Source organism: Myxococcus sp. SDU36 (assembly GCF_030168875.1).
GTDB lineage: Bacteria > Myxococcota > Myxococcia > Myxococcales > Myxococcaceae > Myxococcus > Myxococcus vastator.
Window position 1 is genome coordinate 2,326,440 of sequence record NZ_CP077414.1, and the last position, 15,553, is coordinate 2,341,992.

The 15,553-nt window shown below is 70.2% G+C and carries 3 protein-coding genes (1 of these 3 running past the window's edge); 1 reads left to right on the forward strand and 2 read right to left on the reverse strand.

The window, feature by feature from the left end:
* Positions 1-894 carry an N-acetylmuramoyl-L-alanine amidase family protein gene (locus tag KGD87_RS09095; RefSeq protein WP_284667072.1) on the forward strand — a complete coding sequence of 298 codons (894 nt, stop codon included), beginning with the start codon at positions 1-3 and terminating at the stop codon, positions 892-894.
* Here KGD87_RS09095 and KGD87_RS09100 read toward each other — a convergent pair.
* Positions 851-14,371: a non-ribosomal peptide synthetase gene (locus tag KGD87_RS09100; RefSeq protein ID WP_284667073.1), complete on the reverse strand. Its 13,521-nt coding sequence runs from the start codon at positions 14,369-14,371 to the stop codon at positions 851-853. The two genes, KGD87_RS09095 and KGD87_RS09100, sit on opposite strands and share 44 nt — an antisense overlap.
* On the reverse strand, positions 14,368-15,553 hold the final stretch of the coding sequence (locus KGD87_RS09105; RefSeq protein ID WP_284667074.1) for a non-ribosomal peptide synthetase/type I polyketide synthase. It continues 10,193 nt past the right edge of the window; only the last 1,186 of its 11,379 coding nucleotides appear in the window; its start codon lies off the right edge, out of view — the gene reads right to left on this strand; its stop codon occupies positions 14,368-14,370. Before KGD87_RS09105 ends, KGD87_RS09100 begins: the two co-directional genes overlap by 4 nt.

The following is a 15,553-nucleotide window of genomic DNA, read 5'->3' on the forward strand; positions in this document are numbered from 1 at the left end:
ATGCCGAAGACTTCCTCGCTGCTGGGACTGGGGCTGCTGTTGCTCGCCGGGCCCGCCACCGCCTCCGAACCCGCCACCGTCGTCCCCACGCCCACGTGGCCCGCTTCGGGCGCGCCGCTCACCGTGTCCGAGGTGCGCTTCCCCAAGGGCTTCGGAAAGCGGCGCATCTACCTGGATGCGGGCCATGGCGCGGAGGGGAACACCGGCAACAAGGGCGTCACCTGCGAGGACGAGGAGACCTTCACCCTCCGCGTGGCGGAAGACCTCGCGAAGCGCTTGGAAGCCACGGGGCACTTCCAGGTGCGGCTGAGCCGCAAACCGGGCGAGCGCGTCCCCTACCCCTTACGCGTCACCGCCGCCGAGGCGTGGCGCGCGCACGCGATGCTCAGCCTGCATTCGGACTCGCGAGGCACGGCCTTGCCCTGGTCCCCCATGCCGGGCCAGGAGTGCTTCCGGCAGGACGCCGCGCCCGGCTTCACCGTGCTCTGGTCTGAGTCCGCGGAAGCCACCGCGCTCCTCCAGACTGGACGCGCGGGACTGGCCCGAGCCCTGGCGCGCAGGCTGGGACAGGCGGGCTTCCCGCCCTACGACGGCGTGGACTACGAAGGCCTCTACGCCATCGACACCGCCCAGCCCGGCGTCTTCGTGGCGCGTGAGCCCACGCACCGGCAGATCTTCGTGCTGCGAAAGCCGCGCATCCCCTCCGTCATCATCGAGACCCACCACGCGCTCGACTTCGAGGAGGCGGCGCGCTGGCGCGAGCAACGCACCCTGGAGGCCTTCGCCGCCGCCGTGGCCCAGGGGCTCGTGGATGCACTCGCGCCCGATGTTGCGCAGTCGGCGCCCTCGCTCAGCCCCCGCGTTGCTGCCCCGGCTCCACGTGCCGCTCCGTAGCGGATTCGACGTGCTCGACAAGACGGCGCGCCAGCGTCTCCACCTGCGGCTCCCGGAGCACACTGTAGTGGTCCCCCGGAACGTCCTCCATTGTGAGGCCCGATGGCACCCAGCGAGCCCACCCGTGGGACGGCTCCACGGCCTGGGAGCGTTGCGCATCCTTCGCGCGCAGCAGCAGCACGGGGCACCGAACGGGACCGGGGCGGTAGGCCGCCAACGCCCGCAGGTTCGCGCGAGTCACATCACGCCAGGCCCGGAGCGTTGACGCCTCGACCTCGGGAGGCAGCCACCCCGCCAGTCGCGCGTGCTCGACGACGACGACGAACTGCTCCTCGTCGGTCAGGCCCGAGAGCGCCTCGGGACGTAGGGTGGACTCGGCACCTGCCGTCCGTGCCAGGTCCATGGCCATCCCCGCGAGCAGCAACGCCCCATCGGGTTCCCGCATAGGCGCGTTCTCGTCGGGAGCGAAGCTATCCAGCAGCACCAGGAGCGCCACGGACTGCCCCTGTCGCTCCAACTCGCGCGCCATCTCGAAAGCCACCACGCCACCCAGGGACCAGCCGCCCAGCACATAGGGGCCCTCGGACTGACGCTCGCGCATCGCCTCCACGTAGCGGCGGGCGAGCGCCTCCACCTGCTCCAGAGGAGGCTCGCGTCCATCGAGCCCCGCGGCCTGGAAGCCATAGAGAGGCCGCTCGCGCCCCATGCGCCGAGCCAGCGCACGATACGGCCCCACGGCGCCGCCGACGGCGTGCACGAAGAACACAGGCGTGCCGGCACCTTCGGGCTGCAATGCCACACAGTCACGCGTGGCCCCTTCCGTGTCCGAGCCTTGCAACCAGACCGCGAGCCGCAACACCGTTGGCGCCTCGAAGAGAGCACGCAGCGGCATGTCCACGCCCAGCTCCGTGCGAACACGCGCCACGACCTGGGTCGCCAACAACGAGTGGCCGCCCAGCTCGAAGAAGTCGTCGTGCAGACCGACACGTGGCACGCCCAGCACCTCCGAGAAGATGCCCGCCAATGCGTGCTCGGTGGCCGTACGCGGCGCGACGTGCTGTCGCTGCTCGGGGACGCCTGCTTCCGTGGCCAGGAGCGCCTTGCGGTCGACCTTGCCATTGGGCGTGAGCGGCAACGCCTCCAACACCACCACCACCGACGGCACCAGGTACTCCGGCAGCTTCTGCCTCACCGCCTCCTTCAGCGCCGCGGCGTCCGCTCCCGGCGCCACCACGTACGCCTCCACCCGCTTCTCCTGCCCCTCTCCCCTCACCACCGCTGCCGCTTCCTTCACCTGCGCGTGCTGCTTCAGCGCCTCCTCCACCTCCCCCAACTCAATCCGGTAACCCCGCACCTTCACTTGCGTGTCCCGCCGGCCCAGGAACTCCAGCAGCCCACCCTCCTGCCACCGCACCTCGTCCCCCGTCCGGTACAGCCGCTCTCCGTCCCCAAACGGCGAGGGTACGAAGCGCTCCGCCGTCAACTCCGGCCTCCCCACGTACCCCTCCGCCAGCCCGTCCCCTCCCACGTACAACTCGCCCCTCACGCCCTCCGCCACCGGACGCATTCCTTCGTCCAGCACGTACACCCGCGTATTCCCCACCGGCTTCCCAATGGGCACCGTCGCCCCCACCTCCCCCTCTTCTACGCGGTGCACTGTCGTAAACGTCGTCCCCTCCGTCGGCCCGTACCCGTTGATGAGGATGCCCCCACCCCTTACCCGCTCCCTCGCACGCCCCACCGCCAGCACGTCTCCTCCCGCCAGCACCTGCCTCACTCCACTCAGCGCCTCGGGCTGGTACGCCTGCATCTGCTCGAACAGGGCCGACGTCAGCCACAGCGACGTCACCCCTGCCTCCTTCAGCCTCCGCCCCAGCCCCTCCAACTCCAGCGGGCCCTCCGGGTACACCACCAGCTTCCCGCCGTGCAGCAGCGCGCCCCATACCTCCAGCGTCGACGCGTCGAAGCCTGTCGGCGCCAACTGCAGCCACACCTCCTGGGGCCCGAAGTCCGCCACCCCGCTCCCCACCACCAGCCGCGTCACCGCGCGCTGCGACACCCCCACCCCCTTCGGCTTCCCCGTGCTTCCCGACGTGAACATCACGTACGCCAGGTTGGCCCCGCTGACGCCCACCCTTGGATTCGTCTCCGGCTGCCGCGCGATGGACTCCCACTCCGTGTCCACGCACACCACCAGTTCACCACCCGCGGCCACCTCATCCGCCAGCCGCTCCTGCGCCACCAGCAGCGCCACCCCCGCCTCTCGCTTCATCCACCCCAGCCGCTCCAGCGGGTAGCTCGCGTCCAGCGGCACGTACACGCCCCCCGCCTTCAGAATCCCCAGCGCGCTCACCACCCACTCCACGCCCCGCTCCACGCACAGCCCCACCCGTACCTCGGGGCCCACGCCCATCCCTCTCAGGTGGTGTGCCAACTGGTTGGCTCGCCGATTCAGCGCCTCGTACGTCAGCGTCTGCCCCTCCGCCTCCACCGCCACCGCCTCCGGCGTCCGCGCCACCTGCGCTTCGAACAGCTCCGCCAGTGACGCGTCCCTCGGATACTCCACGCGCCGCCCGCTCCACTCCTCCACCAATCGCAGACGCTCGGTGGATGGCATCAATGGCAGCTCACCCAGGCGCGTCTCCGGATTCGCGACCGCGGCCTCCAGCAGCACCGACACCTGCTTCAGCAGTCGCTCCGCCGACTTCGCGTCGAACAGGTCGCTGTTGTAATTGACTGACGCGGCGGCACCTTCCGACAGCTCGGCGACGAACATCGACAGATCGAACTTCGACGTCTGAATCCGCGCGTCCATCACCGTCAGCGACAAGCCCTGTCGCAGCGTCACTTCGGGCGCAGGCGTGTTCTGAAGTGTCAGGGACACTTGAAACAACGGGCTGCGACTCAGGTCCCGCTCTGGCTGCAGTGCCTCCACCAGCTTCTCGAACGGGACGTCCTGGTGCGCGTAGGCGCCCAGGGTCACCTCACGAACCTGCGCCAACAGATCCCGGAAGGAAAGCTCGGGACGTACGCGGGCCCTCAGCACCAGGGTATTGGCGAAGTTGCCGATGAGCCCCTCCGTCTCCGCCTGCGTGCGACCTGCGATGGGGAAGCCCACGCTGATGTCGTCCTGCCCGGAGAGCCGCCACAACACCGTCTGATACGCCGCCAGCAGCACCATGAACGGCGTGGCCCCTTCTCGCCGCGCGGTCGCCTTCACTTGCTGCCACAGCGCCTTCGGCCACATCTGCCGCTGGACTCCGCCTCGAAAGGTCTGCGCCGCGGGGCGAGGCCTGTCCGTGGGGAGGTCCAGGAATCGCGGCGCGCCCGCCAGCGCCTCGCGCCAGTAGCGAACCTGCGCTTCCAACACTTCGTCCTTCAACCACTCGCGCTGCCACAGCGCGTAGTCCGCGTACTGCACGGGCAGCTCCGGCAAGGGTGACGGCAGCCCTTGCGAGAAAGCGTCATAGAGCGCCGCCAACTCCCGAAGCAGCACGCTCGCGGACCAGCCGTCCGAGACAATGTGATGCAGCAGCAGCACGAGGACGTGCGCCTGCTCGGACTGCTTCAACAGCAGGGGGCGTAGCAGCGGCCCACGCGCGAGCTCGAATGAGCGGTCGACTTCCGCGCGCACCCGGTGCCGCACCTCGGACTCATCCTGGGCACCCAACTGGACCACGGAGAGGTGGACCGGCGATGGCGAAGCGATGCGCTGGACAGGTGCTCCGCCCTCCTCCGGGAAGGCCGTCCGCAGGACGTCATGACGGCGCACCAGCTCCGACAAGGCTCGCTCCAGGACAGACACATCCAGGGGCCCCTCCACCCGCAGCACATACGGTACGTTGTATTCGGTGCCGCCCGGCTTCAGCCGATCCAGGAACCACAGTCGCTGCTGCGCGAAGGACAGCGGCACCCGGTCCCCCCGAGGCCTCGGACGCAGCGCGGGCAGCGCCTGGCTCCGAGTCGCCTGCTCCACCTGCTGGGCAAAGGACCTCAAGGTGGGCGCCTCGAAGAGAGCCCGCAGCGGGACCTCTACGCCCAGGACCGCACGCACGCGCGACACCACCTGCGTGGCCAGGAGCGAATGTCCACCCGACGCGAAGAAGTCATCCTCCCGGCCCACCCGCTCCATCCGCAAGACGTGGGCCCAGACAGCGGCCAGCGCCTCCTCCATGGGGGAAGCCGGCGCCTCATAGGCGGGAGCCAAGCCCCGCGCCGACACGTCCGGCACGGGCAGCGCGCGCCAGTCCACCTTGCCGTTGGGCGTCAGCGGCAAGGCCTCCAGTACCACCAGCGCTGACGGCACCATGTGCCCAGGAAGCCGCTGCTGGAGGAAGGCCCTGAGGGCCGCGATGTCCGGAGCAGCCCGAGCCGTGCGAACGGCGTAGCCCACCAGCCGCTTGTCGCCAGGCACCTCTTCTCGCGCGACCACCACCGCGTCCTGGACGTCGGGATGCGCTCTGAGCGCCGCCGCCACTTCTCCGGGCTCCACCCGGAACCCTCTCACCTTCACCTGGAAGTCCGTCCGCCCGATGAACTCCAGGCGCCCATCCCCCAACCACCGCACCTTGTCTCCCGTGCGGTACATCCTCGCTCCAGCCGTCCCACTGTACGGGTCCGGCACGTACCGCTCCGCCGTCAACTCCGGGCGCCCCAGGTACCCTCGCGTGACCTGCGCTCCTCCCACGTACAACTCTCCCCCCACTCCCACCGGCACGGGACGCAGGCTCCCGTCCAACACGTACGCCCGCGTGTTGCCCATCGGCCGTCCCAGCGGCACCGCCGCGGGTGACTCCGCTCGACGCGGCAGCTCCACTCGCCCCGCCAGCACCCCCACCGTCGTCTCCGTCGGGCCGTAGTGGTTGTACACCTCGCACCCGGGCGCCAACGCCGCCACCTGCTCCAGCAGGCCCCACGAGGCCGCCTCTCCTCCCACCACCAGCCGCTTCGTCGGCAGCACCTGCCCAGGCGCTGCGCCACTCATCAGCGCCGCGAGGTGCGAGGGCACCACCTTCAAGCACTCCACCGCATGCCGCTGGAAGTACGCCTCCACTCCCGCCGCGCTGCTTGCCCGCTCCTGCGTCAGCACATGCAGCAGTCCCCCCGTCCACAGCGCCGCGTACAGCACCGTGTTTCCCAGGTCCGCCGCCACCGTCGACACCAGCGCGAAGCTGCGGCACTCCGCCAACCCCAGCCGCGCGTTCGCCGCTTCCACATAGTTGGCAAGCTGCCCGTGCGACACCCCCACGCCCTTGGGCCGCCCCGTGCTTCCGGACGTGAACAGCACGTACGCCAGCTGCGACGGGTGCACCTCTACCCGCGGCGCTTCCGTCGGCTGCGCCTCGAGCCGCGCCGCGTCTCCATCCAACTCCACCCGGCGCGCCGACAGCCCCTCGAAAGCCGCCGCATGCCGCGTCTGCGTCACCACCACCGGCGCGGCCACCTCTTCCACCAGCGCGCGCAGGCGGGACTCTGGTTGCGCGGGGTCCAGCGGCACGTACGCGCCTCCCGCCTTCAGAATCCCCAACATCGCCACCACCCACTCCACGCCCCGCTCCAGGCACAGCGCCACTGGCACTTCCGCGCCCACCCCCATTCCCCTCAACTGGTGCGCCACCTGGTTGGCCTGCGCCTCCAACTGGCGGTACGTCAGCTCCCGCTCCTCGCACCGCACCGCGGGCGACTCGGGCGTCCGCTCCGCGTGGTGCTCGACGCACCGGTGGACAGCCTCCCACCGCAAAGCCTGAGCCGCGTCGTTCCATTCCACCAGCACCTGATGACGCTCGGCATCAGTCAGCAGCGGTATCTCGGAGAGGCGCGATTCGGGCCGCGTGGTGATGGCCTTCAGCACCTGCTCCAGGTGGAACACCATCCGCTCCGCCGTGGCCTCCGTGAAGAGGTCGGTGCTGAACTGAAGCGCACCCTCGAAGCCTTCCGGTGTCTCGCCGAGACTCAGTGACAGCTCGAAGCGCGCCGTCTCCCGGTCGAGCAACCCCATCGGCTTCACGGACAGCCCGGGCAGCGACAAGGGCCCCACCGGGGCGTTCTGCAACACGAAGAGGACCTGGAAGAGCGCGCTGCGCCCCAGGTTCCGTTCGGGCTGGAGGTGCTCCACCAGCTTCTCGAAGGGAAGGTCCTGGTGCTCATAGGCGCCGAGCGTCCGCTCACGCACCTGCGCCAGCAGCTCGCGGAAGGTGGCCTCGGGCCGAACCTGTCCGCGAAGGACCAGGGTGTTGACGAAGAAGCCGATGAGCCCCTCCGTCTCCTGGTACCGGCGCCCCGCGATGGGCGAGCCCACCAACACGTCCTCCTGCCCGGAGTAGCGCGACAGCAGGAGCTGGAAGGCCGCCAGCAGCACCATGAAGGGAGTGGCCCCTTCCGCATGGGCGAGCGCCGTCACCGCGTCCCTCAACGAACGCGACAGGTGAACCGGCACCAGGGCGCCTCGGTGCGAAAGCGTCGCGGGTCTCGGCTTGTCCGTGGGGAGGTCCAGAAACGGAGGCGCGTCGGACAACTGCTGCCGCCACCAGGCGAGCTGTGCGTCCAGCGGGGCACCGCTCAGCCACTGCCGCTGCCACACCGCATAGTCCGCGTACTGCACGGGCAGCGCCGGCAACCCGGGCGACCGTCCCTCGTGGAAGGCGGAATAGAGCGCCCCCATTTCGCGGACCAGCACGCCCAGGGACCAACCATCCGAGACGATGTGATGCAGCACCAACACCAAAGCGTGTGTCTCCGGCGACAGCCGAGACAGGACCGCGCGGACCAGGGGACCTCGCTCCAGTGAGAAGGGCCGCAAGGACTCGCGGATCGCTCGCCCGCGGAAGTCGGTTTCGCGCTCCGCTTCAGGGAGCGCGCTCAAGTCCTCGAACTCGAGCGCGAAGTCCCCGGCCGGCGCGATGACCTGAACGGGTTCGCCTTCGTGAGAGGAAAACGTCGTGCGCAGCGGCTCATGCCGCGCGACAAGGGCCGAGAACGCGCGCTGCAGCGCGGCCACGTTCAGCGTGCCCTCGATGCGAAGCGCGATGGGGACGTTGTAGACGGCGCTGCCCGGATGAAGCTGGTCGATGAACCAGAGCCGCTGCTGGGCGAACGACACGGGCAATGCGCCCGTTCGAGCCACCGGCGTCATCGCTGGCGCACTCAGGGGTATCGCGGCCCGCGCTGCCTCTTCGATTTTCCGCGCCAGCGCGTCGAGCGTGGGCGAGGCGAAGAGCGTACGCAGCGGCAGCTCCACACCGAACTCCGAGCGAATGTGCGCGATGAGCTGAGTCGCCAGCAAGGAGTGACCGCCCAGCTCGAAGAAGTCAGCGTCGGCGCTGACCTGCTTCAGGTCCAGGACCGCGCACCACAGGTGGCTGAGCTTCTGCTCGGTGGGCGTGCGCGGCGCGACGTGCTGTCGCTGCTCGGGGACACCTGCCTCCGAGGCCAGGAGCGCCTTGCGGTCGACCTTGCCGTTGGGCGTGAGCGGCAACGCCTCCAGCACCACCACCACCGACGGCACCATGTACTCCGGCAACCTCTGCCTCACCGCCTCCTTCAGCGCCGCGGCGTCCGCTCCCGGCGCCACCACGTACGCCTCCACCCGCTTCTCCTGCCCCTCCCCCCTCACCACCGCTGCCGCTTCCTTCACCTGCGCGTGCTGCTTCAGCGCCTCCTCCACCTCCCCCAACTCAATCCGGTAACCACGCACCTTCACCTGCGTGTCCCGTCGGCCCAGGAACTCCAGCAGCCCATTCTCCTGCCACCGCACCTCGTCCCCCGTCCGGTACAGCCGCTCTCCGTCCCCAAATGGCGAGGGTACGAAGCGCTCCGCCGTCAACTCCGGCCTCCCCACGTACCCCTCCGCCAGCCCGTCCCCTCCCACGTACAACTCACCCCTCACCCCCGCCGCCACCGGACGCATTCCTTCGTCCAGCACGTACACCCGCGTATTCCCCACCGGCTTCCCAATGGGCACCGTCCCGCCCGCGTCCTCCTCTGCTACGCGGTGCACTGTCGTAAACGTCGTCCCCTCCGTCGGCCCGTACCCGTTGATGAGGATGCCCCCACTCCTCACCCGCTCCCTCGCACGCCCCACCGCCAGCACGTCTCCTCCCGCCAGCACCTGCCTCACTCCACTCAGCGCCTCGGGCTGGTACGCCTGCATCTGCTCGAACAGGGCCGACGTCAGCCACAGCGACGTCACCCCTGCCTCCTTCAGCCTCCGCCCCAGCCCCTCCAACTCCAGCGGGCCCTCCGGGTACACCACCAGCTTCCCGCCGTGCAGCAGCGCGCCCCATACCTCCAGCGTCGACGCGTCGAAGCCTGTCGGCGCCAACTGCAGCCACACCTCCTGGGGCCCGAAGTCCGCCACCCCGCTCCCCACCACCAGCCGCGTCACCGCGCGCTGCGACACCCCCACCCCCTTCGGCTTCCCCGTGCTTCCCGACGTGAACATCACGTACGCCAGGTTGGCCCCGCCCACATGGGTGCTCGGCGTGGTTTCCGGCTGGAGGGCAATCTGCGTGTCCCACTCAGTGTCCACGCACACCACCAGTTCACCACCCGCGGCCACCTCATCCGCCAGCCGCTCCTGCGCCACCAGCAGCGCCACCCCCGCCTCTCGCTTCATCCACCCCAGCCGCTCCAGCGGGTAGCTCGCGTCCAGCGGCACGTACACGCCCCCCGCCTTCAGAATCCCCAGCGCGCTCACCACCCACTCCACGCCCCGCTCCACGCACAGCCCCACCCGCACCTCGGAGCCCACTCCCATTCCCCTCAGGTGGTGCGCCAACTGGTTGGCTCGCCGATTCAGCGCCTCGTACGTCAGCGTCTGCCCCACCGCCTCCACCGCCACCGCCTCCGGCGTCCGCGCCACCTGCGCTTCAAACAACTCCGCCAGCGACGCGTCCCTCGGATACTCCACGCGCCGCCCGCTCCACTCCTCCACCACCCGGCGCCGCTCCTCCGCCGACATCAACGACAGCTCCGACAACGTGCGGTGCTCGGGGACACACAGCTCGCGCAGGAGCTGGTGGACCTGCGCCACCACCCGCTTCGCGACTGCCGCATCGAAGCGCCTGGCGTCATAGGTGAGGCGCAGCTGCCACTCGCGGCCCGGAACGGCGAGAATCGTCAGCGGGTGGGAATCCACCTCGACGATGTATGGGCTGCGCACCACCAGCTCGTCCGACATCGTGGTGAGGCCCGCATCGCGCGGGTAGTTCTCGAAGACGACGAGGCTCTCGAACAGCGCGGGGCCCGGCGGCACGTCGCTCCAGCGGCGGACCTCCACCAGGGGCGACGACTCATACTGCTGCGCGTTCCGGAGCCACGCCTGGAACTCCTTCAGCCACGACACCACCGGGCTGGCCCCGGGCAGCTTCACGCGAACGGGAATGGCGTTGATGAACAGGCCCGCCATCTGCTCGACGCCCGCCAGCTCCGGAGGCCGGCCTGAAACCGTCAGTCCGAACAGGACGTCGTCTTCGCCCGAGTAGCGACCCAGCAGCAGCGCCCAGGCTGCTTGCAGCAGCGTGCCGCCCGTGACGCCGTGCCGGCGCGAAAACGCTCCGAGCGCAGACGTCTCCGCCGCGCTCATGCGCAACTGGACTTCCCCCAGGAGCGTCGACGCTCGCGGCGCCCCACCGAAATCCAGCCGCGTGGGCTCCGTGAAACCCGCGAGCGCGCCACGCCAGAAGTCCCGGGCCGCGCCGAGGTCCTGTCGCCCCAACCACGCGATGAAGTCCCGATACGGACGCACCGCGCGCCGAGGCAACGTCAAGCCACGCCGGAGCGCCTCGTAGCGGGAGAAGACCTCTCGCAACACCAATTGCGTGGACCAGCCATCCAGCAACAGGTGCGTCAGGCTGAACACCGCGCGCCACACCCGCGCGCCCGTGCGCAGCAGCGTCAACCGGAAGCCTGGAGCACGGGAGAGCACCAGCCCTCGGCGGCGGTCCTCCTCGAAGAACGCGGCCAACCGAGCCTCCTGCTCCGCCGGAGACAGCGCGCGCAGATCCTCGGTGGCGAGGGGCAGCGAGATTTCACGCATCACCGCCTGGAGCGGCGCATCCAACCCTTCCCAGAAGAACGCGGTCCGGAGGATTTCGTACTGATCCGCCGTCTGCCGCCAGGCCTCCGTGAAGGCGGCTTCGTCCAAGGGGCCTTCGAGTTCGAAGGAGATTTGATTGAAGTACGGCTGAGTCTCTCGCTCCTGAAGATGGGAGATGAGGATGCCGTGCTGAAGCGATGACAGCGGATAGAGGTCTTCGACATCCTCCTCGGACAGGCCCACCAAGGGGAAGCCGGAGGCGGGGCCGGAGGCGCGTTCGGCGGCGGGCTCGGAGTCAGCGGTGGGAGCATCGCCCGCCACCGCGGCCAGGGTCGCCACGGTCGGATGGTCGAAGAGCTGTTTCACCCGGAAGTACAGGCCCGCTTGCTCGGCACGCGAGACGACCTGGATGGCGATGATGGAGTCACCGCCCAACTCGAAGAAGTTCTCGTGGATGTCCACCTGGGACCGGCTCAGCACCTGTTCCCAGATGGCGGCCAGGGCCGCTTCCTTCGCGTCGCGAGGCCCCTCGAATGGCCGTGACACCTCCTCCGAACGCTCGGGGGCTGGCAACGCGCGCCAGTCCACCTTGCCGTTGGGTGTCAGCGGCAAGGCGTCCAACATCACCAACGCCGAAGGCACCATGTGCGCCGGGAGCCGCTGCTGGAGGAATGCACGGAGCGCGGCCGGGTCCGGTGCCGGCTCCGCCGCGGGGGTGGCATAGGCCACCAACCGCTTGCTGCCAGCCCCCTCCTCGCGAGCAACGACGACGGCATCCTGGACTTCAGGGTGCTCGCGCAGCACCGCCGCCACTTCCCCGGGCTCCACCCGGAAGCCTCTCACCTTCACCTGGAAGTCCGTCCGCCCGATGAACTCCAGCCTCCCATCCCCCAACCACCGCACCTTGTCCCCCGTCCGGTACAGCCTCCCGCCCTCCTCCCCACTGTACGGGTCCGGCACGTACCGCTCCGCCGTCAACTCCGGGCGCCCCAGGTAACCCCGCGTCACCTGCGCGCCCCCCACGTACAGCTCTCCCGCCACCCCCACCGGCACCGGCCGCATGCTCCCGTCCAGCACGTACACCCGCGTGTTTCCCAGCGGCCTGCCCAGCGGCACTGTCGCGGGCGACGTCACCCGGCGCGGCGACTCCACGCGCCCCGCCAGCACGCCCACCGTCGCCTCCGTCGGGCCGTAGTGGTTGTACACCTCGCACTCCGGCGCCAACGCGTGCACCTGCTCCACCAGGCTCCACGACGCCGCCTCTCCTCCCAACACCAGCCGCTTCCTCGGCACCACCCGCACCGGCTCCGCCGCGCTCAGCAGCGCCGCGAAGTGCGACGGCACCACCTTCGCGCACTCCACCCGGTGCTTCTCGAAGTACTCCGCGACTCCCGACGGGCTGATCGCCCGCTCCTGCGTCAAGACGTGCAGCTCACCCCCCACGCATAGCGCGGGAAACAGCACCGTGTTCCCCAGGTCCGCGGCCAGCGTCGACACCAGCGCGAAGCTGCGGCACGCCTCCAGCCCCAGCCGTGCTATCGCCGCCTGCACGTAGTTGCTCAACTGCCCGTGCGACACCCCCACGCCCTTCGGGCGCCCCGTGCTCCCCGACGTGAACAACACGTACGCCAACTGCTCGGGCGCCACTGGCACACCCACGCCTGTCACCGGCTGTCCCGCGCGCGCCGCTTCCTCCACCAACACCCGGCGCGCACGCGTCCCTTCGAAGACCGCCGCGTGCCTCGCCTCCGTCACCACCACCCGCGCGCCGACTTCCTCCACCAACGCCCGCAGCCGCGCCTCCGGCTGGCCCGCGTCCAACGGCACGTAGGCGCCTCCTGACTTCAGGATGCCCAGCATCGCCGCCACCCACTCCACGCCTCTCTCCAGGCACAGCCCCACCGGCGCTTCCGCCCCCACGCCCAGCCCTCGCAGGTGGTGCGCCCACTGATTCGCCCGCGCCTCCAGCTCCCCGTACGTCAGCACCTCCTCCTCGCACCTCACCGCCGCGGCGGCCGGGCATCGGCCCACTTGCGCCTGGAAGCGCCCCAGCACCGAGGCCTGGTCCGCGAACGCCGTGCGCGTGTCGTTCCACGCCACGAGGACCTGGTGACGCTCGGCCTCCGAGCTCAAGGCCAGCGTGCCCAAGGCGCGCTCCGGACTCGCCACGATCGCCTCCAACACGACGCGCAGCCGTTCGAGCTGCGCATCCGCGAAGGCCGAGGAGAACCGCTTCCGGTCGTAGCGCAGGTACAGCGGCAGCCGCGTCCCGTTCGTCGAGATGAGCGTCAGCGGGAAATGGTCCGCCTCGACGGCCCGGATGTCCCGGACCTCCAGGGCCCGGGAGGCCGACGTGAGCGCGGCGTCCAGCGGGTAGTTCTCGAAGACGACCAGGGTCTCGAACAGCGGCGTCCCCGCGGGCACGCTGCTCCAGCGCTGGACCTTCACCAGCGGCGCGTGCTCGTGCTGACGCGCCTCCAACTGCAGCTCCTGGATGCCGCGCAGCCACGCCGACAGGGGCGCTTCGGGTGGCAGCCGGACACGCACGGGCTGGGTGTTGATGAACAACCCCACCATGTCCTCCACGCCCGCCAATCCTGGCGGACGCCCGGAGACGGTGGTGCCGAAGACGACGTCCTCCGTGCCACACAGATGGCCGAGCACCAGGGCCCAGGCCCCCTGCACCAGGGTATGCAACGTGAGGCCCTGCCGCCGGGCGAAGCCGGTCAACGCCGCGGTGAGCGGCTCCGACAGGAACAAGGATTGCGAGGCCTTCCCCGTCCCCTCACCACTCCCGAGCACCTGCCGCGGATTCGTGGGCGCATCGAAGCTGTCGAGCCCCTGACGCCAGAAGGACTCGGAGACCGCCAGGTCCTGCTCGCTCAGCCACTCGACATAGTCCCGGAAGGGCCTGGGTGGGGAGAGTCGGGCCGGCCGTCCCGAGAGCGCGCCCTCGTACAAGGTGAAGACGTCGCGGAGCACCAGCGGCACGGACCAGCCGTCCAATATCAGGTGCGAATGGCTGAACACGAAGCGGTGTGAGTCGTCGCCACACCGGAACAGCGCCAGCCGCACCAACGGCGCGGAGGAGAGGTCGAAGCCCTCGCGCCGGTCCTCCGCCAGGAAGGCCTCCAACCGCGACTCCCGGGCTTCAGCCGGCACGTCGCGCCAGTCCTCGACGCGCACGGGCAGGTCCACCTCATGGAGCACGACCTGCACCGGCTCGTCGACGTCATCCCAGACGAGCGCCGTGCGCAGCACGGGGTGCGCGGACACGACGCCATTCCAGGCTCGGGTGAAGGCGTCCAAATCCAACCGGCCCCGCAGCTCGCAGACGAGCTGGTTGAAGTACAGACCCCTGCCGGGCTCGGCGATGGCGTGGAACAACATGCCGCCCTGCAGCGGCGACAGGGGGTACAGGTCGTCGATGTTGTCGCTCATCGCGTCTTCTTTCCGAACCGTGCGGCCAGCTTGTCGAGCTGCGCCTGCTTCACCTTCGCGAGCGGGAAATCCGAGGGCGAATGGCCCCCCGCCTCCGGCGCGCGCGACGCCTCCACCAGCTCCCGGAGCCGGGCCAGGAAGTCCTCCGCCACGCGGCTCACCGTCTCGCGACGGTGTACGGCCTCGCTGAAGGTCCAGATGGCCTCCAGCCGCCCGTCACGTACCGCGCTCGTCACGTCGAGCAGGTACGGTCGGCGCGCGCTCGGAGCCCGCTGACGCAACGCCTCGCCCTCCGGAGCGAGCACGAAGGGGGCCCCCGCGCCCACCGCGCCATCGACCTGTCCCAGGTGATTGAAGCCCACCTCCGCCAGCGGCAACGCCGCCAGCGCCGCGTCCTTCGCGACGTAGCGGAGCAGGCCCCACCCCATGCCGTGCGAGGGCACGGCGCGCAGGCCCTCCTTCACCGCGCGAAGCGCCTCACCGGGCGTCTTCGTTGCACGCAGGTCCAGCAGCGCGGGGAACACCCGGGTGAACCAGCCCACCGTGCGGGACACGTCCACGCCGGGCAGCACGTCTTCCCGTCCATGCCCCTCCACGTCCACCAGCGCGACGGCGCCGCCCGACCACGCCGTCAGCGCCTGGGCCAGCGCCGTCAGCAACGGCTCTTGAGGCTGCGTGTGCCACGCCTTCGGCACGTCGTGCAGCAAGGCCCGCGTGTGCTCGGCGTCCAGCGTCACGCGCACCCTGCTCGCGGTGGCCTCCGTGTTGGCCCCACCCGCCAGGTCCACGGGGAGCCGCGGAGCCTCGCGCCACGGACGTTCGAGCCACCATGCCCGCTGCGCCGCCAGCGCCTCCGAGCGAGACAACGCCTCCAGCCCCCGAGCCCACGCCTGGAACGACGTCGTCTTCGGCGGGAGCGCCACGGCCTCGCCCGCGGCGAGCTTCGCGTACACCGCCGCCAGGTCCTCCAGGAGGATGCGCCACGACACCGCGTCCACCACCAGATGGTGGACCGCCAGCATCAGCCGGGAAGGACGTCCGGCGCCCCCCTCCAGCACCGCCACCTGGACCAGGGGCCCCTCCAACCGCAGGCTCCCTTGCGCCGCCTCGGCGTGCCGAAGCAGCGCCGCCGGCTGTTCGGGTTCCGGCACGGAGGACAGGTCCACGTGAGCCACCGTGACG

What these genes read in the sequence shown, in the direction of transcription:
- KGD87_RS09095 (WP_284667072.1), top strand. Translation starts at nt 1, where the DNA reads ATGCCGAAGACTTCCTCGCTGCTGGGACTGGGGCTGCTGTTGCTCGCC.
- KGD87_RS09100 (WP_284667073.1), bottom strand. Translation starts at nt 14,371, where the DNA reads ATGAGCGACAACATCGACGACCTGTACCCCCTGTCGCCGCTGCAGGGC.